Below are 18,055 nucleotides of genomic sequence, written 5' to 3'. Positions count from 1 at the left end.
ATGTCGTGCGGAGGGACGGAAAATCGCCTGTAGTCCGGAATGCGGAAGAACGCTGAATTATCGGGTCGCACCGAACTCGGTGCGGAACAGCATTCACACCGTAGCAACCCGGTTTCCCGCATTCAAGATCCGATGTCGCTGCGGCGAGTCCGCCGGATATCTACCGAATCGACGGGGTGACCTGCTGGCCCGGGCCGCGGGTCGATCCGCGCAGCGGATTGGCCGTCGGGAAAGTGATCGAGGGCAGGGTGACCCACATCCGGACGCGGGTGCCTTTCTCGTCGTGCCCGAATTCCAGATCCTCGGTGAGCACGCGCATCATCTCCACGCCGCGCCCGCGGAAACCGGGGTCGGTCGGGGTGGGCACCCAGGTGCCGAAATCGGTGATCTCGATGACCACCCGGTTGCCCTCGCAGGTGGCGGTGAGGGTGACCCGGCCCGGCTCGGTGTCGCGGTAGGCGTGCTCGACGCTGTTGCTGCACGCCTCGTTGGCGGCGGCGACCAGATCGGCGGCCAGATCGTGCGGGACGGCGGCGGTCGCGAACCAGCGGTAGAGATTGCGGCGCAGGCCGGTCAGTTCCGCCGCGGCGGCGGGGATGTCGAGGCGCAGCGGCTCGGGCGGCTGCCGGTAGACCACCATGGCGACGTCGTCGTCGTAGCCCGCGGGCGGACACAGGCGCGAGAGCACCGCGTCGGCCACATCGCGGGGCAGCGCCGCCCCCGTCTCGCTGAGCACGCCGGCGATCTTGACGAAACCCTCGTCGATGTCGATCCCGCGCTGTTCCACCAGGCCGTCGGTGAACAGCACCAGGGTCGCGCCAGGGGGCAGCGCGGTGGTGGCCTCGGGCCTGCGCGGGGTATCGAAGGTGGCCAGCGGCACCGCGCGTCCACCCTCGAGCATGCGGCCCGGCCCATTGGGCGGCGCCAGGATCGGCGGCATGTGACCCGCGTTCGAGTAGCGGACCATGCCGCGTTCGGGGTCGAGGACCGCGGCGCACACCGTGGTGCACATGGCGCCCGGAATCCGGGCCGCGACGGCGTCGAGCTCGGCGAGCAGCTGCGCCGGACCGGCGCCGCGCAGCAGCAGAGCCCGTGCGGCCGTGCGCAATTGGCCCATCACCACCGCCGCCGACAGGCCACGGCCGACGCAGTCGCCGACCACCACGCCGATGGTGCCGTCGCGCAGCGGGACCACGTCGTACCAGTCGCCGCCGATCTCGAGCGGCGGCAGCGCGGGCTCGTAGTGCACCGAGAAGCGCGGCGGCAGCTCGATCGGGCCGAGCATGGCGCGCTGCAGGGTGAGCGAGGTGGCGCGGGCCTGATCGAAGTTGCGGGCGCGCTGCAGCGCGACGCTGAGATGTCCCACCAGCAGCGAGCACAGCGCCCAGTCCGCCGCGTTGACCGCGCGGGGCGAACCGAACCGCAGCCACAGCGCCGCGTCGCCGGTCTCGCCGAGCGCCGCGACGACGGCCTCGACGCCGCCGTCCTCGCCGGTGACGGCGGACAGGCCGCGGGCGGGCTGACGGCGCGCGCGGTCCAGCAGGCTGCGCACCTCCTCGTCCAGGAGGACCCGGCCGCCCACCTCCTGCACCGGCGAGGCCACGAATTGCGCGGTATCGGCAGGGGAGTCGGTGCCGGGGGCGGCCGACGGCGGCTCGCCGCACGAGTACACGTCGGGCAGCCCGGTCCGGCTCGGCCAGACCGCGACGAGCGCCGTGCGCGCCCCCATCGTCTGGCGCAGTTCGTCGAGCCCGACCGACAGCACCTCCACCATGCTCGTCGCCGCGCCGACCGCGGTGGCCAGTCGCGAGGCCGCCTGATCGCGGGCCTGCGCGTCGTGCTCGGCGGTCACGTCGCGCACAGTGCCGACGAAGATCTGCTCGTTGTTCTCCTGCTTCACCAGGGAGCTCGCACTCACCTCGAGCCAGCGTTCGCGCCCGTCCCGGTGCTGGATCGGCAGCACGAAACGCGAAGCCTCCGTACCGATCTGGGGATATCCGGCGCGCTCGGGCAGCGCCCACGGATGCGGCAGCCGGTAGGGGACCGCGTCGGCGCCGTAGCCGGTGAGCACGCCGAAGGCGGAGTTCACCTCGACGATGGTGCCGTCCTCGTCGGCGACGAAGAACCCGTCCTGCAGTGACTCGACCAGCGCGGTCCGGAAGGCGTCGCGACCGGCCAGATCCTCCGCGCGCGAACGCTGCTGCTCGTAGCGGCGGGTGCCGTCCAGATAGCCGCGGGTGGCGATGTCGAGCGCGGCCATCGTCTGCAGCAGGAACTCCAGCGCCACCTCGGCGACGCGGCTGTCCGGGGCGGCGGCCACCTGCTCGGCGACCGTGCGGAAGTGGTGCTCGGTGAGGTCGAGCAGGCTGATGCCCTCCACGAGAGCCCGCCTGCCGAGGTCGTAGCCCTCCGTGAGGCCGGCCTGGCCGGGCGCGGCGACATGGCGGCGCAGGGCTGCCGAGTAGTCGTCCAGAAATGCGGCCAGGCCAGCGGTCATCGGCAACCTCTCATGGGCAGGGTCCGCGGTAGCGGGCGGCGAGGACCAGCGCGTCGTCGGTGTCCTTGGCGTCGCGGGCGAGCACGTCGCCGGCGATGGCCGTCGCGGGGCGGGCCAGATCGATCGATTCGGGGCCGACTGAGACGATGCCGTCGGTGGCCATCAGCAGCAGATCACCCGCGCGGATCGGCAGGGTCTGCGGTTGCAGGTGCGCGGGCAGCCGGTAACCGACGATGCCGCCGGTGAGCAGCATCGTCGCCCGCAGTTCCGAACCGGCCGGGCCCCGCGTGAGCAGCCGGGACTCGACATTGCCAACGCCGAGCCACTGCAGCGTCTCGCCCGGTCCGATCAGCGCCAACGAGACTGCGGCGCCGCGGGTTTCGACCATCGCGCGATGGCACAGCACCATCAGCACGTCCAGTGGTTCGCCGCGGTTGTCGGCCAGGATGACCATCGCGCGGTCGGCCGCGTCGGCCGCGGCGGCGCCGTGCCCGAGTCCGTCGAGCACGGCGAACAGCGCGCCGCCGTCGCCGGTGTCGAGGACGACGGCGCGATCACCGGAGACGTCCTGTCCCGGCAGTGCCCGACCGGCCGCCGACCATTCGGTGCGGCCGATGATCCCGTCTTCATGCACCGTCGGGTACCCACTTCCACATCTCGATCAACGTCCCGCGACCGGGGGCGGAATCGATGGTGAGGCCGTCCATAAGCCTGCGCGCGCCGGGGAGCCCGAGCCCGAGTCCGCGGCCGGTGGAGTACCCGTCCTCGAGTGCCCGGGGGATGTCCCGGATGCCGGGGCCCTGGTCCTCGGCCTGGACCACCAGCGAGCGGCGGCCTTCGCGCAGATCGACGAGCAGGCGGATCTCGCCGCTGCCCGCGTAGCTGGTGATGTTGCGCGCGATCTCGGAGATCGCGGTCGAGATCATGGTGCGGTCGGTGAGGGTGAAACCCAGGGCAGCGGCCAGCTCGTGACCCGCCTGCCGGGCGGTGACGATGTCCTCGGACACTTTGACCGCGATGGCCACCTGCTCAGCGACCACTGTCACGACCGTCTCGTCGACTGCGCGGGAGCCGGTTGAGCCAGGCGAGGCCTTCCTCCAGATCCAGCGCGGTGTGCATGTCTTCGAAGGTCAGACCCAGCTGGACCATGGCGAAGGCCACCTCCGGCTGTAGTCCCACGATGACGGTCTCGGCACCGCGGAGCTGGGTCATGTGCGCGATGGTCCGCAGCGAACGGGCCGCGAAGGAGTCCATGACGTCGATCGCGGTCACGTCGACGATGATGCCGGTCGCCCGATAGTGGCTGACCTGCTTCATCAGGTCGTCCTGGAGCCGCTCGGTGTCGGCGTCGGTCAGGGCCGACTGCACCGAGGCGATCAGGTACGTGCCCTGCTTGAGAATGGGTACCGGCATGGCGGGGGAGTCAGCGTCCGTCCCGCTCGCCGACGCGCTCGGTCACCCGGGACACCTCGTAGCCGAGCAGGCGCTCGGCCTCTTCGATACCGCCCTGCAGGTCGCCGACCGCGTTCATCTTCGACAGGTCGAGGCCGATGGTGACCAGGGTGAGCGCGATCTCCGAGGACAGGCCGGTGATGATGACGTTGGCGCCCATCAGGCCGGAGGCGTCGACGGTCTGCACCAGGTGGTTGGCCACCACGGAGTCGATCGCGGGCACACCGGTGATGTCGATGACGACCACCTTGGCGCGGTTGGCGCGGATGGCGCGCAGCAGCTGCTCGGTGAGCTGGCGGGCGCGCTGGGAGTCGAGCACACCGATGATCGGCAGGATGAGCAGCTGCTCACGCACCTGGAGCACCGGGGTCGACAGCTCGCGGATGGCTTCCTGCTGGCGGCTGATGACGCGCTCGCGCTCCTGCACGAACGACACGCCCACGGTGTTGGCGATGCGGTTGGCGGCGGGCTCGTAGGCGTCGAGCACCTGGTTGAGCATCTCGAAGTTCGACTGGTACTTCGAGAACAGCGAGCGGGCCAGCACGTCGCGCAGCAGCAGCACGATGCCCAGGATCTCGTCGGTCTCCACGCCTCGGGGCACGATGCGCTCGGACAGATCCCGCGCGTAGGCCTGCAGTGCCTCGACGCTACCGGTTTCGAGCACCTCGACGTAGTTGTCGAAGATCGAGGTGGCCTCGGAGAAGATCTCCTCCGGGGTCATCGCGGTGAGCAGCTGGGCCTCGGTGATGCGGCGGGCCCATTCCTCGCGCAGGACGGTGCGGTTCTGCCGGAGGTGGTCGACCAGTTGCGGCAGCAGACTGTCTACCGGTCGTGCCGGCAGCGAATCCGCCGAAAGACTCATGGACACCTCGGACATGGAAACTCCTGCCCCTTTCGACGGAACTGCTCGGGTGCGCACGGCGCGCGGTTGATCCGAGCCTACTCATACCCCAACCGGGATGCCGCCCAAACGTGCGGGTTCTCCGCCGCGTCGCGGGCTACTCCGGGGCGAACCCGCGTTCCAGGGCGCTCAGCGCGCGGTCCAGATAGACCGTGAGGTCGGTGTCACCGCGCTCGAGCCAGGCGTCGAAGGCGGCGCGCGCGGCGGCCAGCGTCGTCCGGCCGACGGCCAGCGGGACCAGGTCGTTCGCGGTGGTGCCGAGCCTGCGGGCGGCGAACTCGCCGACGGCGCGCTCCCAGGCGTCGTAGTGCGCGCCCGCCCCGGCCGACAGGGCGGGGACACCGGAGACGAGCAGCATCCTGGTCCGCAGTTCGGGGATGTCCTCGGCGCGATAGCGGTTGGCGGCCACCACGATCCGGCGCACCGCGGCCATCATCGGCTCGTCGTCGGGTACCGCGGCGAAGGCGTCGCGCAGGTCCTCGACCTCGACGTCGAACTGATGCCACAGCACCTCGGCCTTGCTGGGGAAGTACCGGAAGAAGGTGCGTTCGCTGACGCCGGCCGCGGCGGCGATGCGTTCCACGGTGACGTCGTCGAAGCCGTGCTCGGCGAACAGCCGCATCGCGATCACTTCGAGCTCGCGGCGCGTGGTGCGCGGGGGGCGACCGCGATGAGCGCGCGGCGTCGGGACTGACATGGATACAGAGTAGGGACTCCGCGGGCCTTGATTATGTCAGTGACTGTCGTTAATGTCGGAGCCATGTTCGTGGCCCACCTCACATGGCCCGAGGCGGGCTCATGTGCCGCCGCGGGAGTGATCCTCGTCATCCCGCTCGGTGCCACCGAGCAACACGGCCCCCACCTGCCGCTGTCCACCGACACCGACATCGCCGCCGCGGTGTGCGCCCGGGTCGCCGCCGCGCGCGCCGACGTCCTGGTCGCGCCCGCGGTGCCCTACGGCGCCAGCGGCGAGCACGCCGGCTTCGCCGGCACCCTGTCGATCGGGCAGGCCGCGCTGGAACTGCTCGTCGTGGAGCTGTGCCGCTCGGCCACCGACACGTTCGCGCGGATCGTGCTGGTCAACGGGCACGGCGGCAATGTCGAGACGCTGCGCCGCGCGGTCGCGCTGCTGCGCGCGGAGTCGCGGGACGTGCGCCTGTTCTCGCCCGGCTACGGCGGCGACCCGCACGCGGGCCGCACCGAGACCTCGATCCAGCTCGCGCTCGCGCCCGACCGGGTGCGGACCGAGCTGGCCGAGCCGGGCGACCGCCGCCCACTGGCCGAACTGCTGCCGCTGCTGCGCGCGGGCGGGGTCAGGGCCGTGAGCCCCAACGGCATTCTCGGCGACCCCACCGGGTGCAGCGCCGACGAAGGCGCCGCGCTGCTGCGCGCGGCCACCACCGCACTGCTGGAAGACCTGGGCCGCTGGTGGCCGCAGGATCGTGAGGAAGGACTTCACCGATGAATCCCTGGTTCGAGACCGTCGCCGAGGCGCAGCGCCGCGCCCGCAAGCGCCTGCCGAAATCGGTGTACGGCGCGCTGATCGCGGGCTCGGAACGCGGCCAGACCATCGAGGACAACCAGGCCGCGTTCACCGAACTCGGCTTCGCCCCGCACTGCGCGGGTCCGATCGGCGAGCGCGACCAGTCCACCACCGTGCTCGGTCAGCAGCTGTCGATGCCGGTCATGATCTCGCCCACCGGCGTGCAGGCGGTGCATCCCGACGGTGAGGTCGCCGTGGCCAGGGCCGCCGCCGCGCGCGGGATCGCCATGGGCCTGAGCTCGTTCGCGAGCAAGCCGATCGAAGAGGTCGTCGCGGCCAATCCGTCCACCCTGTTCCAGCTGTACTGGTGTGGCAACAAGGACCAGATCCTGGAGCGGATGGCCCGGGCCAAGGCGGCGGGCGCCGTGGGCCTGATCCTCACCCTGGACTGGTCGTTCTCGCACGGGCGCGACTGGGGCAGCCCGGTGATCCCGGAGTCGCTGAACCTGCGCACCATGATGTCGTTCGCGCCGCAGACCCTGGCCCGCCCGCGCTGGCTCGCCACCTACCTGCGCTCGGGCTCCATCCCCGACCTCACCGCGCCCAACATGGCGGTCGGCGGCGGCGCGGCGCCCGGCTTCTTCGGCGCCTACGGCGAATGGATGCAGACCCCGGCCCCGGACTGGGACGACGTGGCCTGGATCTGCGCGCAGTGGGACGGGCCGGTGCTGCTCAAGGGCGTCATGCGGGTCGACGACGCGCTGCGCGCGGTCGACGCGGGCGTGGCCGGCATCTCGGTGTCCAACCACGGCGGCAACAACCTCGACGGCACCCCCGCCGCGATCCGCGCGCTGCCGGTGCTGGCCGACGCCGTCGGCGACCAGATCGAGGTGGTGCTCGACGGTGGCATCCGCCGTGGCAGCGATGTGGTCAAGGCCGTGGCGCTGGGCGCCCGCGCGGTCCTGATCGGCCGCGCCTCGCTGTGGGGCCTGGCCGCCAACGGGCAGGCCGGCGTGGAGAACGTCCTCGACATCCTGCGCGGCGGCATCGACTCGGCGCTGCTGGGTCTGCGCAAGACCTCGATCGCCGATCTCGACCGTGGCGACATCGTCATCCCGGCCGGTTTCGAGCGCGCCCTCGGCGTGCCCGCCGACAGCGAGAAACCGCTCACCACCGCGGATCTCGTCCAGTAGTAGGCCAGACGGACGGCACCGGGACCCGTCCACGCGGGTCCCGGTGCCGCGTCCCTTTCGACCGCGCGGGCCCGGTCTGCCGCTAGAATCGGCCCTTCGCGCAATCGATTTCGAGGGGGACGACGTGGGTGGGGGATCCGGGGGCGCGATCGGGCGCGTGCGAATCATGAAGTCGCGCAGTGTGTCCTGCACGCTGCCCGCCGTGGTCGCGCTGGCGCTCGTGACGGCGGGCTGCGGGACCGGGGCGCCGTCGCACCGCGCGGCGACGACCACCAAGTCGCCGGTGACCAGCACGGCCCGGCCGACCACCGGTACGCCGTCGCGGACCACGTCCTCGGCGCGGCCCACCACCAGCACCACGGGACAACCCACCGCCGTCGGAGTCTGCGTGGACACCACCTCCTCGACCCGGGTGGCCGACGGGCAGTGCGACAGCTCCGACAGCCGGTACGCGCGCTTCTGGTACCAGCACACCGACACCCTGGTCTATCCGGCGATCGGTGCGGCCGTGGCGGTGGCCGCGGGCAGTTTCGTGCGGCCCACCGGCGGGGTGATCCACGACCGCGGGGCGCCCGAGCGCGGCGGCACGATCACTCGCGGCGGGCTCGGGAACAACCGGCCCGACTCCGGGAGCAGCGGGTCCTAGCCGGTCGCGCGCCGGTGGGTCAGACCGGATCGGGCGCGGGTTCGCCTGTCTCGGCGGGGCGGCCGCGGCCGGTGGGGCCGAATTCGGTGCCCGCGCTGCGGTGGTGGTTGATCAGCACGTCGTAGATCTCGGCGAGGGCGGCGAGCTGGCCGCGGTCGAGCACGTCGATCATGTTGCGCCGCACGCTGCGCACGTGCGCGGGCGCGGCGGTGGTGAGCAGCTGGCCGCCCGCGGTGGTCAGCCGGGCGACGGTGCGGCGCTGATCGTGCGGCATGGTCTCCCTGGTCACGAGTCCGCGCTTCTGCATACGGGTGATCTGGTGCGAGAGCCTGCTCTGCGACCATTCGAGCGCACCGGCCAGGTCGGCGAAGGTCAGGCGCTGACCCGGCGCGTCGGCCAGGTAGGCCAGGACCGAGTACTCGACCCAGCTGAGGTTGGCAGCCCGGCCCGCGTCACGCCCGATCGCCGCGGCGATCAGGTCGCGGGTCCGGACGTAGCCCAGCCAGGCGCGCATTTCGACATCATCGAGCCACTGTGGATCGGTCACGATCGAGCTCCAGATTCTCCGGTGCATGCTTCGGATTGGAACGGTGCACGCCCCGCCACCGTCCGGAGAATGGGTAGCACCGTTCGGGTTGAACGTGCAACCTCGATCTTGGTTCAGGCCATTGGCTTACGTCACATAGGGTTGCCTAACCAGCAGGTGGACGCGGGTGGTCGATAGGCTTCCGAGTGCTTTGTGACCAGCCACCCGAGGAGTGCGATTCGTGACCGCGCCGGAGTTCCGCTATTCCGATCTGCTGCCGATCGGCGCCGACGACACGCCGTACCGCTTGCTCACCACCGAGGGGGTCAGCACCTTCGAGCACAACGGTCGCACCTTCCTGCAGGTCGAGCCCGAAGCGCTGCGGCTGCTCACCGAGACGGCGATCCACGACATCAGCCACTACCTGCGCCCGGCCCACCTGCGCCAGCTGCGCAAGATCATCGACGATCCGGAGTCCTCGGGCAACGACCGCTTCGTGGCGCTCGACCTGCTCAAGAACCTCAACATCTCCGCGGGCGGCGTGCTGCCGATGTGCCAGGACACCGGCACCGCGATCGTGATGGGCAAGAAGAGCGAGGGCGTGCTGACCGGTGTCGACGACGCCGAGTGGATCAGCCGCGGCGTGTTCGACGCGTACTCCACGCTGAACCTGCGGTACTCCCAGCTCGCCCCGATCACCATGTGGGACGAGAAGAACACCGGCTCCAACCTGCCCGCCCAGATCGAGCTGTACTCCACCGAGGGCGACGCCGACAACCCGGTCTACAAGTTCCTGTTCATGGCCAAGGGCGGCGGTTCGGCCAACAAGTCGTTCCTGTACCAGGAGACCAAGGCCGTCCTGAACCCCGAGCGCATGCTCGAGTTCCTCGACGAGAAGATCCGCTCGCTGGGCACCGCGGCCTGCCCGCCCTACCACCTCGCTGTGGTCATCGGTGGCACCAGCGCCGAATTCGCCTTGAAGACAGCGAAATACGCCTCGGCGCACTACCTGGACAACCTGCCGACCGAGGGCTCGATCACCGGCCACGCGTTCCGTGACCTGGAGCTCGAGGAAGAGGTCTTCCAGCTCACCCGCGAGTTCGGCATCGGCGCGCAGTTCGGCGGCAAGTACTTCTGCCACGACGTGCGGGTGGTCCGCCTGCCCCGGCACGGCGCCTCCTGCCCGGTCGCCATCGCGGTCTCCTGCTCGGCCGACCGCCAGGCGCTGGCCAAGATCACCAAGGACGGCATCTTCCTGGAGCAGCTGGAAACCGAACCGGCCCAGTACCTCCCGGAGCAGACCGAGGAGATCCTCGGCGGCGACGTGGTGCAGATCGACCTCAACCGTCCGATGGACGAGATCCGCGCCGAGCTGTCGAAGTACCCGGTGAAGACCCGGCTCTCGCTCACCGGCCCGCTGGTCGTGGCCCGCGACATCGCGCACGCCAAGATCAAGGAGCGCCTGGACGCGGGCGAGCCGATGCCGCAGTACCTCAAGGACATGGCCGTCTACTACGCGGGCCCGGCCAAGACGCCCGAGGGCTACGCCTCCGGTTCGTTCGGTCCCACCACCGCCGGTCGCATGGACTCCTACGTCGACCAGTTCCAGGCCGCGGGCGGCTCGATGATCATGCTGGCCAAGGGCAACCGCTCGGCCCAGGTCACCAAGGCCTGCGGTGAGCACGGTGGCTTCTACCTGGGCTCGATCGGTGGCCCGGCCGCACGCCTGGCGCTGGACTGCATCAAGAACGTCGAGGTGCTCGAGTACCCCGAGCTCGGCATGGAAGCGGTCTGGAAGATCGACGTCGTGGACTTCCCTGCCTTCATCGTCGTCGACGACAAGGGCAACGACTTCTTCGCCGAGACCTCCAAGCCCATCGCCCTGCGGGTGCGCACCCGGTCCAAGGAACGCGTGTAGACCTCGTCCGGCTGTCGACGGCCCCGGTTCCCGCTGCGGTGGGGACCGGGGCCGTTCTCGTTCGCCGCGCGAACGGGCCCTCGTGTCGCGACGTTCCGGAGGCGGGTGGGCCGACCAGCATCTACGTAGTGGCATAGTAGGTTGGTCGTGGAGGTCGTCCCCGGCGAGCGGAAGGAGGTCACGGTGGTGCACGCGCCGGACCGTCCCGTCGCCGGCTACCGGCCTGGTGTCGTCGCCGCGCTGCTGGCGATCGTCGGCGCGGTGTGCGCGCTCGTGATCGACTGCACCACGGTGCATCACGAGGACCACCACGCCGCCGGCGCCGAGCGCCTCGCGGTGGCCGCCGTCGTGGACACCCTCGATCTCGTCGTGCCCGGGCACCCGCTGCCCGATCACTGCCTGGCCGGGACGGCCGTGGCCGACACCGGGATCGTGCTGCCCGCGCTGAGCCTGCTGGGCGCGCTGATCGTCGTGCTGGTGGCGGCGCTGGAGCATCCGGTCCGCACACCGCGCGGTCCGCCGCGTTCGTCGCCGCGGTACCGCCCGGGCCGCGACATCCTGACCCACCACTGCATCTGTCGTCGCTGATCGGTCAGCGCCAGGTCCGGCCGTCTCCGGCCGGACCGGAGTCCGCGTGCCCGTTCTCGTCAGTGCCGCCGCGCCCGGCGGACGACACAGGAAGCGACAGACATGCAGGAACACGTGCTCGACCGAACCGTGCCCGCGATCGCCGACCGGCCACACGCCCTGGTCGGCAACACCCCGGTGATGTGGGTCGGTGCGCCGCTGGCCACCGCCGACCGGGGCTTCTGGGCCAAGCTCGAAGGCTTCAATCCCGGCGGTATGAAGGACCGTCCCGCCCTGCACATGGTGCGCAAGGCCGAGCAGCGCGGTGAGCTGCTGCCCGGGGCCCGGATCGTCGAATCCAGCAGCGGCACCCTCGGACTCGGCCTGGCTCTGGCCGGGCTCGTGCACGGGCATCCGGTGACGGTGGTGACCGATCCCGGGCTCGAACCGATCGTGGCGCGCATGCTCACCGCGTTCGGCGCCCGGGTCGATCTCGTGGAGCGGCCGCACGCCACCGGCGGCTGGCAGCAGGCCCGCCGCGACCGCGTCGCCGAACTGCTCGCCGCCGAGCCCACCGCCTGGTGCCCCGACCAGTACAGCAATCCTGACGCCGCCGACGGCTACGCCGGGCTCGCCGCCGAACTGATCGAGCAGCTCGGCCGGATCGACGTGCTGGTGTGCGCGGTCGGCACCGGCGGCCACTCCGCCGGGGTGGCCCGCGCATTGCGCCGCCACCATCCGCGGCTGCGGCTGATCGGCGTCGACACGGTGGCCTCGACCATCTTCGGCCAGCCCGCGGGCCCGCGCCTGATGCGCGGGCTCGGGTCCAACATCCATCCGGCCAATGTCGACTACGGCGCGTTCGACGAAATCCACTGGGTCGCACCGGCCGAAGCCGTCTGGGCGTGCCGCACCCTGGCCGCCACCCACTACGCCACCGGCGGATGGAGCGTCGGCGCGGTCGCGCTGGTGGCCGGGTGGGCGGCGCGCACCGCCCCCGCGCGCACCAGGATCGCCGCGATCTTCCCCGACGGACCGCACCGCTACTTCGACACCGTCTACAACGACGCCTACTGCCACGAGCACGGCCTGCTCACCGGGCCGCCCGCCACCGAGCCCGCGACGATCGGCCATCCGGCCGAGCGGGTGGTCGAATCCTGGACGCGGTGCACCACGGTGGTCGACCCCCGCGCGGCGACGCCCGGTGCGCACCGGACCGGAGCGGTGACCGCATGACGACGCTGCGGACCTTCGCCGGATTCGACACCCCGGCGCGGCTGCTGATGATCAACCAGTTCGGCATCAACCTCGGCTTCTACATGCTCATGCCGTATCTGGCCGGCTACCTGTCCGGCTCGCTCGGCCTGGCGGCCTGGGCGGTCGGGCTGGTGCTCGGGGTGCGCAACTTCTCCCAGCAGGGCATGTTCCTGCTCGGGGGCACGCTGGCCGACCGGCTCGGCTACAAGCCGCTCATCGTGGCGGGCTGTGTGCTGCGGACCGCGGGGTTCGCCGCGCTGATCTTCGCGACCTCGCTGCCGATGCTGCTGATCGCCTCCGCCGCGACGGGATTCGCCGGCGCGCTGTTCAATCCGGCGGTCCGTGCCTACCTGGCGGCCGAGGCGGGGGAGCGGCGGGTCGAGGCGTTCGCGGTGTTCAACGTGTTCTATCAGGCGGGCATCCTGGCGGGTCCGCTCGTCGGTATCGCCCTGCTCGGCGTGGATTTCCGGTGGACGGCCGCCGCGGCCGCGGTGGTGTTCGCGCTGCTGTCGGTGGCGCAGCTGTGCGCGCTGCCGCAACGCACGGGGGTGACCACCACGACGTCGGTGCTCGCCGACTGGCGCGCCATCGCGGCCAACCGGCGCTTCATGGCGTTCGCGGTGGCGATGGGCGGGTCGTATGTGCTGTCGTTCCAGGTGTATCTGGCCTTGCCGCTGCAGGCCGATGTCATCTCGGGGGCCGGCGCGCAGGTGCTGACCGCGCTGGTGTTCGTGGTGTCCGGCGTGGTCGCCGTCGCGGGGCAGGTGCGGATCACCGCGTGGTTCCGGGAGCGCTGGGGGGTCGGTCGCGGCCTGGTCCGCGGTGTGGGTGTGCTGGCGGTGGCGTTCGTGCCGCTGGTGCTGGTGCCCGGCCCCGCACCGTTCGGCACGGTGGCAGCGGCGACGGCGTTGCTGCTGTCGGCGGCGGTGCTGGCGATCGGGACGGCGGCGGTGTTCCCGTTCGAGATGGACACCGTGGTGTCGATGGCCGACGGCAAGCTGGTCGCCACCCATTACGGGTTCTACAACACGATCGTCGGTGTCGCGATCCTCGCCGGCAATCTGGCCACCGGCGCGGTGCTGGGCGCCGCCCGCGCCGCCGGGGCCGACCGGCTGGTCTGGGCGGGCCTGATCCTGATCGGCGTGCTCACCGCCGTGGCGGTACATCGCGCGATCCGGCCCGCCGGCGGACGGCACCGGCAGGCGGCGGCGCTGCCCGCCTACACCGCGGCGCCGGGCCGCTGGCCGGTCCGGACCGGCGGTGACCGGTGGACGGATCCCGTTCCGGCCGCGCGCATCGACGAGCCGGTGCGCTGACCTGCGCCCGAGCCCGAGCCAGTCCCCGCGGTCGGCTCGGGCTCGGGCGTGGTCGATAGACTTCCGGCATGACTACTGTGCTCGGCCGGGTGGCCGACCGGATGCTGGTGACGATGACGGCCGCCGCGGCCGTGACCGCCGTCGGCGCCGGCCTCGTCGCAGCCCAGCCGGGCACCCCCGACCAGCGCGAACAGTTCCAGTCCGCCGCGGGCACCGAGGGCCTGGACCCGCCGTTGGCGCTGGCCTACACCCTCGCCGAACAGCAGGCCCACGCCGAGGGCGTGCCGCTCTCGATCACCTCCGGCTACCGCACTCCCGAGCAGCAGGAACTGCTGTGGCAGGACGGCCTGGCCACCTACGGCAGCCCCGACGAGGCCCGCCGCTGGGTGCTGCCACCGGAGGAATCCACCCACGTCTCCGGCCACGCCGTCGACGTCGGCCCCCAGGAAGGCGCCGCCTGGCTGGAAGCCAACGGCAACCGCTGGGGCCTGTGCCGCACCTTCGACAACGAGTGGTGGCACTTCGAGCTGGTCACCGCGCCGGGCGCGCCCTGCCCGCCCACGGTGCCCGACGCCAGTCTGCGCTGACCCCGGGCACGACCGCGTCAGCGCAGCGGCGCGAAGAACGCCCGGATGTCGGCGACGTGCGCGGCCGGTTCCTCCATCGCGACGAAATGGTTGCCGGGGTTGTCCGCCGGCCAGTGGGTGATCTTGTGGTCGCGGTCGGCGAGCTTGCGCATCAGGGGTGAGCCGCCGCCGTAGACGCCGGTCGGTACCAGGTTCTGGCCGGTGGGCCACGCGAAGCCGCCGTCACGCAGCCCGTCGTACATCGGCCACGAGGACGTGCCGGTGGTCTGGGTGAACCAGTAGATCGCGGCATTGGTGAGCAGCAGGTCGCGGTCGATGACGTCCTCGGCGAGCTCGGCCATCGGGGTGAACTCTTGGAACTTCTGCATCAGCCAGGCCAGCAGCCCCACGGGGGAGTCGTTCCAGCCCAGCGCGAAGGTCTGCGGCGCGGCCCGCAGCAGGGTGTGATGGTCGATGCCGCCGGTCATCCACTGCTGCATCTCGTTCCACTGTTCCAGATCCTCGGCCGACATGTCCGGCACGTCGGCGGCGGTGGGCATCCCGATACCCCCGTCGAGGTGGACACCGATCACATGTTCGGGCGCGGCCATGGCCATCTCGGGTGCGATATAGGCGCCCAGGTCACCGCCCTGGGTGCCGTAGCGGGCGTAACCGAGCCGGTCCATCAGGGTCGCCCACATGCTCGCCACCCGCGCGGTGCTCATCCTCGCTTCGCGCGGCTCGGCCGAGAAGGCGAATCCCGGCACCGACGGCACCACCACATGGAAGGCGAGTTCCGGATCGAGTCCGTGCGCCCGGGGATCGGTCAGCGGGCCGATCGTGCGGGTGAACTCCACGAACGAATTCGGCCACCCGTGGGTCAGCACCAGCGGCACCGCGTCCGGCTCCGGCGACCGCACGTGCAGGAAGTGCACATCGAGGCCGTCGATCTCGGTGACGAACTGCGGGAACGCGTTGAGCGCGGATTCCTGTGCGCGCCAATCGAACTGCTCCACCCAGTACGTCGCGAGTTCGCGCAGGTAGCTGGTGGGCACGCCACGTTCCCACCCCGTCCCCGGCAGCGGTGCGGCCCAGCGGGTGCGCCGCAGCCGCTCGTGCAGGTCGTCGAGGTCGGCCTGCGGGATGTCGATACGGAAGGGGCGAATGGCGGTCATGCGATCTCCTCTGTCGATGTCTTCACCGACGATAAAAGGCATCTAGGACAGTTTCGGTCCTAGATGGCAGGCAGAATCGACGGCATGACCGATACCGCCGCCCGCCTGCTCCGATTGCTGTCGCTGTTGCAGATGCCGCGGGAGTGGCCCGGCAGCGAACTCGCCGACCGGCTCGGCGTCACCGACCGCACCGTCCGCCGCGACGTCGACCGGTTGCGTGAGCTGGGCTATCCCGTCGTCGCGGCCCTGGGCGCGACCGGCGGCTACCGGCTGACCGCCGGGTCCGCGCTGCCGCCGCTGGTCCTCGACGAGGACGAGGCGGTGGCGGTCGCGGTCGGATTGCGGGTCGCGGCAGGGCAGGCCGTCGCCGGGATCGAGGACGCGTCGGTGCGCGCGCTGACCAAACTCGAGCAGGTCCTGCCCGCGAAACTGCGCAGGCGGGTGCGGGTGGTGGGCACGGCCGTGGCGGTGCGCGCCGGCACCGGCCCCACGGTCGACCCGGAGGTGCTCACCACGCTGGCCGCCGCCGTGAGCAACCGGGAACGGGTGCGCCTGCGCTATCGCGACGCGGCGGGCGCCGAGTCCCGGCGCCATGTCGAACCGATCGGTGTCGCCGCGGCGGGCCGGCGCTGGTACCTGGTGGCCTACGACCTCGACCGGGACGCCTGGCGCAGCTTCCGCGCCGATCGGATCGAGGGGCCGCAGCCCACCGGCGCCCGCATCGTCGCCAGGGAACTGCCCGCCGACGACGCCGCAGGCTATGTCGCGGGCTACCGAACCGACTGGGCCACACCGGAGTACACGGTGGACGTGACGATCGATGCCCCACCGGGCCGGGTGGCGGGCAGGCTCGGCGCGGCAGCGGGCAGCCTCCTCGCCGTGGGCGACACCGCGTGCCGGCTCACCGAGACCCGTGCCGACGACCCGGACTGGCTCGCCGTACAACTGATCGGCCTCGGCGTGCCGTTCCGGGTGTGCGACTCACCGGAACTGCGCGCGAGTCTGCGTGCCTGCGCGGCCCGGCTGGCGCACGCGCTCGGCGGGTGAGCTCAGAGCCGGCCGGTGTCCTTGAGCACCCGGCGGGACTGGGCGAAGAGCATGCCCACATTGACCGACTTGCGGCAGACCACCACCACGACCAGATCGTCGCGGCTCTCGGCGCGCAGGAACAGGTGGGTGAGGTTGTTGGAGTTCACCAGGATTTCCTGGAAGTAGTGATCGTCGCTGCGGATGCCGCGGCGCTCCTTCCAGATGTCCTCGATCATCACCACATTGCGGCCCTGGAACAGGTCCAGGGTGGCGGCGGCGAGCAGGTCGAGGACCTCCGGCGGATGGTTGTCGACGGTCTCCACCGCCAGCAGCATGCCGGTCGACATGTCGATGACGCCCGCCGCGACACAGTCGGGGACTTCGCCGCGCAGGGACTTCACCATCCCGCCGAGCCGCTCGGACATGCTGGCGGGGGTGCCGTTGGCGTTCATGGGATCCTCTCGGTTCGCCGCCGTGGCGACGGGTCGGGCACGTCCGCGGCGGTCGCGGACGGGGGAGCGGCCTGCGGTGGACGCGGCCGCAAAGTGTCGTTGATCCCGCTGGCACCGCGGCGGCGCCGGGGAAGAGCCGGATCGACCATGCCGGTCCGCCCGGTCGCGGGCGGCAGGTCGGTGGCATGCCGGGCGGGCACCGTCACCTGCCCACCTGCCAGCAGCCGCGCGACCTCGACGGTCACCGGGTAGAGCGGGCGCCCGAGCAGGAAGGCCAGTTCGCGGCAGCTGCGGGTGCCGTCGACCAGCCGCAGCAGCGCGGCGGCCGCACCGTCGCCGTCGGCGGCGCAACGCCCGATTTCGGTGAGTGCCAACAGGTTCCGGTAGGGCGAGAAGCCGGCATGGATCAGCGCGGCCAGCCTGCGTTCGGTCTCGTCGAGCAGCCACCGCGGCTCGTAGCCGGGATCGGCTCCGGCGAACATCTCCGGATCGGCGTCGATCCAGTGGTAGCGATCGATCCAGCCCGCCGCGATGGCGAAGGCGCCGTCGACGGTCGCCGTCATCCGCAGCAGCCGGGCCCTGGCCGCCCCGAGCGGCCGGTCACCGCCCGCCCGGTCCAGTGCATCGAAACCCGGTGCGCCCCCGGTGGTCACGGTGACGACGCGGCCGCCGGCGAACCGGATGTCGCCACCGGGCTCACCGGTGATCCGCAGGATTCCGGAGAACCGGCCGGCCTCGGCGTGGGTGAGCGCCGTCGCGAGCGGACGGGTGGTGTCCCGCAGCGGGACGGGTAGCTGCATGGTGGTCACATCCGGTGGGCGGGGCGAGGTCGGCGCCTGATCGGGGGATCGGCGCCCCCGGCGCACGCGGGCCAGCAACGGCCACCGAGCAATTCCGGCGAACATTTCCGGCACCTTCATCGGGCTGGGCGGCCGAGTTCCGGCGAACTCAGCGCATCGGCGAATGCGGCGGCCACGCGCGGCCCGCCCGAGCGCGCGGACCACGCGGCGGCGCACCGTAAACCTGACGGTTCAACCCGGGTGGACGGTGTCGATTCTGTCGATCAAGCACGACGAT

The 18,055-nt window shown here is 71.4% G+C and carries 19 protein-coding genes; 9 read left to right on the top strand and 10 right to left on the bottom strand.

The window, feature by feature from the left end; all coding sequences use genetic code 11:
* Positions 1 to 160: 160 nt before the first annotated feature.
* From EL493_RS22285 to mftR, 6 genes are all read right to left on the bottom strand, one after another.
* The gene (locus tag EL493_RS22285) at positions 161 to 2,497 is read right to left on the bottom strand and encodes a SpoIIE family protein phosphatase (protein WP_019047553.1); all 2,337 of its coding nucleotides are present in this window, start codon (positions 2,495 to 2,497) and stop codon (positions 161 to 163) included.
* 10 nt (positions 2,498 to 2,507) lie between these two features.
* Complete coding sequence (locus tag EL493_RS22280; RefSeq protein ID WP_019047552.1) at positions 2,508 to 3,131, bottom strand: PP2C family serine/threonine-protein phosphatase; 624 nt, start codon at positions 3,129 to 3,131, stop codon at positions 2,508 to 2,510.
* The gene (locus tag EL493_RS22275) at positions 3,124 to 3,537 is read right to left on the bottom strand and encodes an ATP-binding protein (RefSeq protein WP_019047551.1); all 414 of its coding nucleotides are present in this window, start codon (positions 3,535 to 3,537) and stop codon (positions 3,124 to 3,126) included. Before EL493_RS22275 ends, EL493_RS22280 begins: the two co-directional genes overlap by 8 nt.
* Positions 3,527 to 3,910, bottom strand: coding sequence for an STAS domain-containing protein (locus EL493_RS22270; protein WP_019047550.1), 384 nt, complete (start codon positions 3,908 to 3,910; stop codon positions 3,527 to 3,529). Before EL493_RS22270 ends, EL493_RS22275 begins: the two co-directional genes overlap by 11 nt.
* A 10-nt stretch (positions 3,911 to 3,920) precedes the next feature.
* Positions 3,921 to 4,826 (bottom strand): STAS domain-containing protein, encoded by a 906-nt coding sequence (locus EL493_RS22265; RefSeq protein ID WP_019047549.1) that lies wholly within the window; start codon positions 4,824 to 4,826, stop codon positions 3,921 to 3,923.
* 121 nt (positions 4,827 to 4,947) lie between these two features.
* Positions 4,948 to 5,547, bottom strand: a complete 600-nt coding sequence (mftR, locus tag EL493_RS22260) for a mycofactocin system transcriptional regulator (protein WP_030203743.1) — start codon at positions 5,545 to 5,547, stop codon at positions 4,948 to 4,950.
* A gap of 63 nt (positions 5,548 to 5,610) precedes the next feature.
* On the opposite strand from mftR, the gene mftE reads away from it, so the two are divergent.
* The 3 genes from mftE (at position 5,611) to EL493_RS22245 (ending at position 8,172) form a co-directional block, all read left to right on the top strand.
* Positions 5,611 to 6,315 (top strand): mycofactocin biosynthesis peptidyl-dipeptidase MftE, encoded by a 705-nt coding sequence (mftE, locus tag EL493_RS22255; protein WP_019047547.1) that lies wholly within the window; start codon positions 5,611 to 5,613, stop codon positions 6,313 to 6,315.
* Positions 6,312 to 7,526: a pre-mycofactocin synthase MftD gene (gene mftD, locus EL493_RS22250; RefSeq protein ID WP_019047546.1), complete on the top strand. Its 1,215-nt coding sequence runs from the start codon at positions 6,312 to 6,314 to the stop codon at positions 7,524 to 7,526. The genes mftE and mftD overlap by 4 nt, the downstream gene beginning before the upstream one ends.
* A 166-nt stretch (positions 7,527 to 7,692) precedes the next feature.
* Positions 7,693 to 8,172 (top strand): hypothetical protein, encoded by a 480-nt coding sequence (locus EL493_RS22245; protein ID WP_019047545.1) that lies wholly within the window; start codon positions 7,693 to 7,695, stop codon positions 8,170 to 8,172.
* 19 nt (positions 8,173 to 8,191) lie between these two features.
* On the opposite strand, the gene EL493_RS22240 is transcribed toward EL493_RS22245, so the two are convergent.
* The gene (locus EL493_RS22240) at positions 8,192 to 8,719 is read right to left on the bottom strand and encodes a MarR family winged helix-turn-helix transcriptional regulator (protein WP_022566765.1); all 528 of its coding nucleotides are present in this window, start codon (positions 8,717 to 8,719) and stop codon (positions 8,192 to 8,194) included.
* Positions 8,720 to 8,939: 220 nt separating this feature from the next.
* Between EL493_RS22240 and EL493_RS22235 the strand changes: the two genes are divergently transcribed.
* From EL493_RS22235 to EL493_RS22215, 5 genes are all read left to right on the top strand, one after another.
* Entirely contained in the window at positions 8,940 to 10,616 is a 1,677-nt protein-coding gene (locus EL493_RS22235; RefSeq protein WP_022566766.1) for a fumarate hydratase, read from the top strand.
* A 147-nt stretch (positions 10,617 to 10,763) separates the two neighbouring features.
* Complete coding sequence (gene lpqS / locus EL493_RS22230; protein WP_019047542.1) at positions 10,764 to 11,204, top strand: putative copper homeostasis (lipo)protein LpqS; 441 nt, start codon at positions 10,764 to 10,766, stop codon at positions 11,202 to 11,204.
* A 102-nt stretch (positions 11,205 to 11,306) separates the two neighbouring features.
* Positions 11,307 to 12,419 carry a PLP-dependent cysteine synthase family protein gene (locus tag EL493_RS22225; protein WP_019047541.1) on the top strand — a complete coding sequence of 371 codons (1,113 nt, stop codon included), beginning with the start codon at positions 11,307 to 11,309 and terminating at the stop codon, positions 12,417 to 12,419.
* Positions 12,416 to 13,756, top strand: a complete 1,341-nt coding sequence (locus EL493_RS22220; RefSeq protein ID WP_022566767.1) for an MFS transporter — start codon at positions 12,416 to 12,418, stop codon at positions 13,754 to 13,756. Before EL493_RS22225 ends, EL493_RS22220 begins: the two co-directional genes overlap by 4 nt.
* A 68-nt stretch (positions 13,757 to 13,824) precedes the next feature.
* Positions 13,825 to 14,343: a M15 family metallopeptidase gene (locus EL493_RS22215; protein ID WP_022566768.1), complete on the top strand. Its 519-nt coding sequence runs from the start codon at positions 13,825 to 13,827 to the stop codon at positions 14,341 to 14,343.
* Between the two features lie 17 nt (positions 14,344 to 14,360).
* Here the strand turns inward: EL493_RS22215 and EL493_RS22210 are convergent, their stop codons facing one another.
* Complete coding sequence (locus EL493_RS22210) at positions 14,361 to 15,497, bottom strand: epoxide hydrolase family protein (protein ID WP_019047538.1); 1,137 nt, start codon at positions 15,495 to 15,497, stop codon at positions 14,361 to 14,363.
* An 84-nt stretch (positions 15,498 to 15,581) separates the two neighbouring features.
* Between EL493_RS22210 and EL493_RS22205 the strand changes: the two genes are divergently transcribed.
* Entirely contained in the window at positions 15,582 to 16,544 is a 963-nt protein-coding gene (locus EL493_RS22205; protein WP_019047537.1) for a helix-turn-helix transcriptional regulator, read from the top strand.
* 2 nt (positions 16,545 to 16,546) lie between these two features.
* Here EL493_RS22205 and EL493_RS22200 read toward each other — a convergent pair whose 3' ends face one another.
* Together EL493_RS22200 and EL493_RS22195 are read right to left on the bottom strand one after the other, a co-directional pair.
* Positions 16,547 to 16,978, bottom strand: a complete 432-nt coding sequence (locus tag EL493_RS22200; RefSeq protein ID WP_019047536.1) for a hypothetical protein — start codon at positions 16,976 to 16,978, stop codon at positions 16,547 to 16,549.
* The gene (locus EL493_RS22195) at positions 16,975 to 17,883 is read right to left on the bottom strand and encodes a hypothetical protein (protein WP_126405840.1); all 909 of its coding nucleotides are present in this window, start codon (positions 17,881 to 17,883) and stop codon (positions 16,975 to 16,977) included. Before EL493_RS22195 ends, EL493_RS22200 begins: the two co-directional genes overlap by 4 nt.
* Positions 17,884 to 18,055: the final 172 nt, after the last annotated feature.

It is taken from the genome of Nocardia asteroides (assembly GCF_900637185.1).
GTDB classification, from domain to species: domain Bacteria; phylum Actinomycetota; class Actinomycetes; order Mycobacteriales; family Mycobacteriaceae; genus Nocardia; species Nocardia asteroides.
Note: the sequence above shows the minus strand (reverse complement) of the source record. Positions and strands in the feature narration are given on the sequence as shown.

Coding starts and splice junctions, on each gene's coding strand:
- EL493_RS22245 (WP_019047545.1), top strand. CDS start 7,693: ATGAAGTCGCGCAGTGTGTCCTGCACGCTGCCCGCCGTGGTCGCGCTG.
- EL493_RS22285 (WP_019047553.1), bottom strand. CDS start 2,497: ATGACCGCTGGCCTGGCCGCATTTCTGGACGACTACTCGGCAGCCCTG.
- EL493_RS22195 (WP_126405840.1), bottom strand. CDS start 17,883: ATGTTCGCCGGAATTGCTCGGTGGCCGTTGCTGGCCCGCGTGCGCCGG.
- mftE (WP_019047547.1), top strand. CDS start 5,611: ATGTTCGTGGCCCACCTCACATGGCCCGAGGCGGGCTCATGTGCCGCC.
- EL493_RS22210 (WP_019047538.1), bottom strand. CDS start 15,497: ATGACCGCCATTCGCCCCTTCCGTATCGACATCCCGCAGGCCGACCTC.
- EL493_RS22215 (WP_022566768.1), top strand. CDS start 13,825: ATGACTACTGTGCTCGGCCGGGTGGCCGACCGGATGCTGGTGACGATG.
- mftR (WP_030203743.1), bottom strand. CDS start 5,547: ATGTCAGTCCCGACGCCGCGCGCTCATCGCGGTCGCCCCCCGCGCACC.
- EL493_RS22270 (WP_019047550.1), bottom strand. CDS start 3,910: ATGCCGGTACCCATTCTCAAGCAGGGCACGTACCTGATCGCCTCGGTG.
- EL493_RS22225 (WP_019047541.1), top strand. CDS start 11,307: ATGCAGGAACACGTGCTCGACCGAACCGTGCCCGCGATCGCCGACCGG.
- mftD (WP_019047546.1), top strand. CDS start 6,312: ATGAATCCCTGGTTCGAGACCGTCGCCGAGGCGCAGCGCCGCGCCCGC.
- EL493_RS22205 (WP_019047537.1), top strand. CDS start 15,582: ATGACCGATACCGCCGCCCGCCTGCTCCGATTGCTGTCGCTGTTGCAG.
- EL493_RS22200 (WP_019047536.1), bottom strand. CDS start 16,978: ATGAACGCCAACGGCACCCCCGCCAGCATGTCCGAGCGGCTCGGCGGG.
- EL493_RS22220 (WP_022566767.1), top strand. CDS start 12,416: ATGACGACGCTGCGGACCTTCGCCGGATTCGACACCCCGGCGCGGCTG.
- EL493_RS22265 (WP_019047549.1), bottom strand. CDS start 4,826: ATGTCCGAGGTGTCCATGAGTCTTTCGGCGGATTCGCTGCCGGCACGA.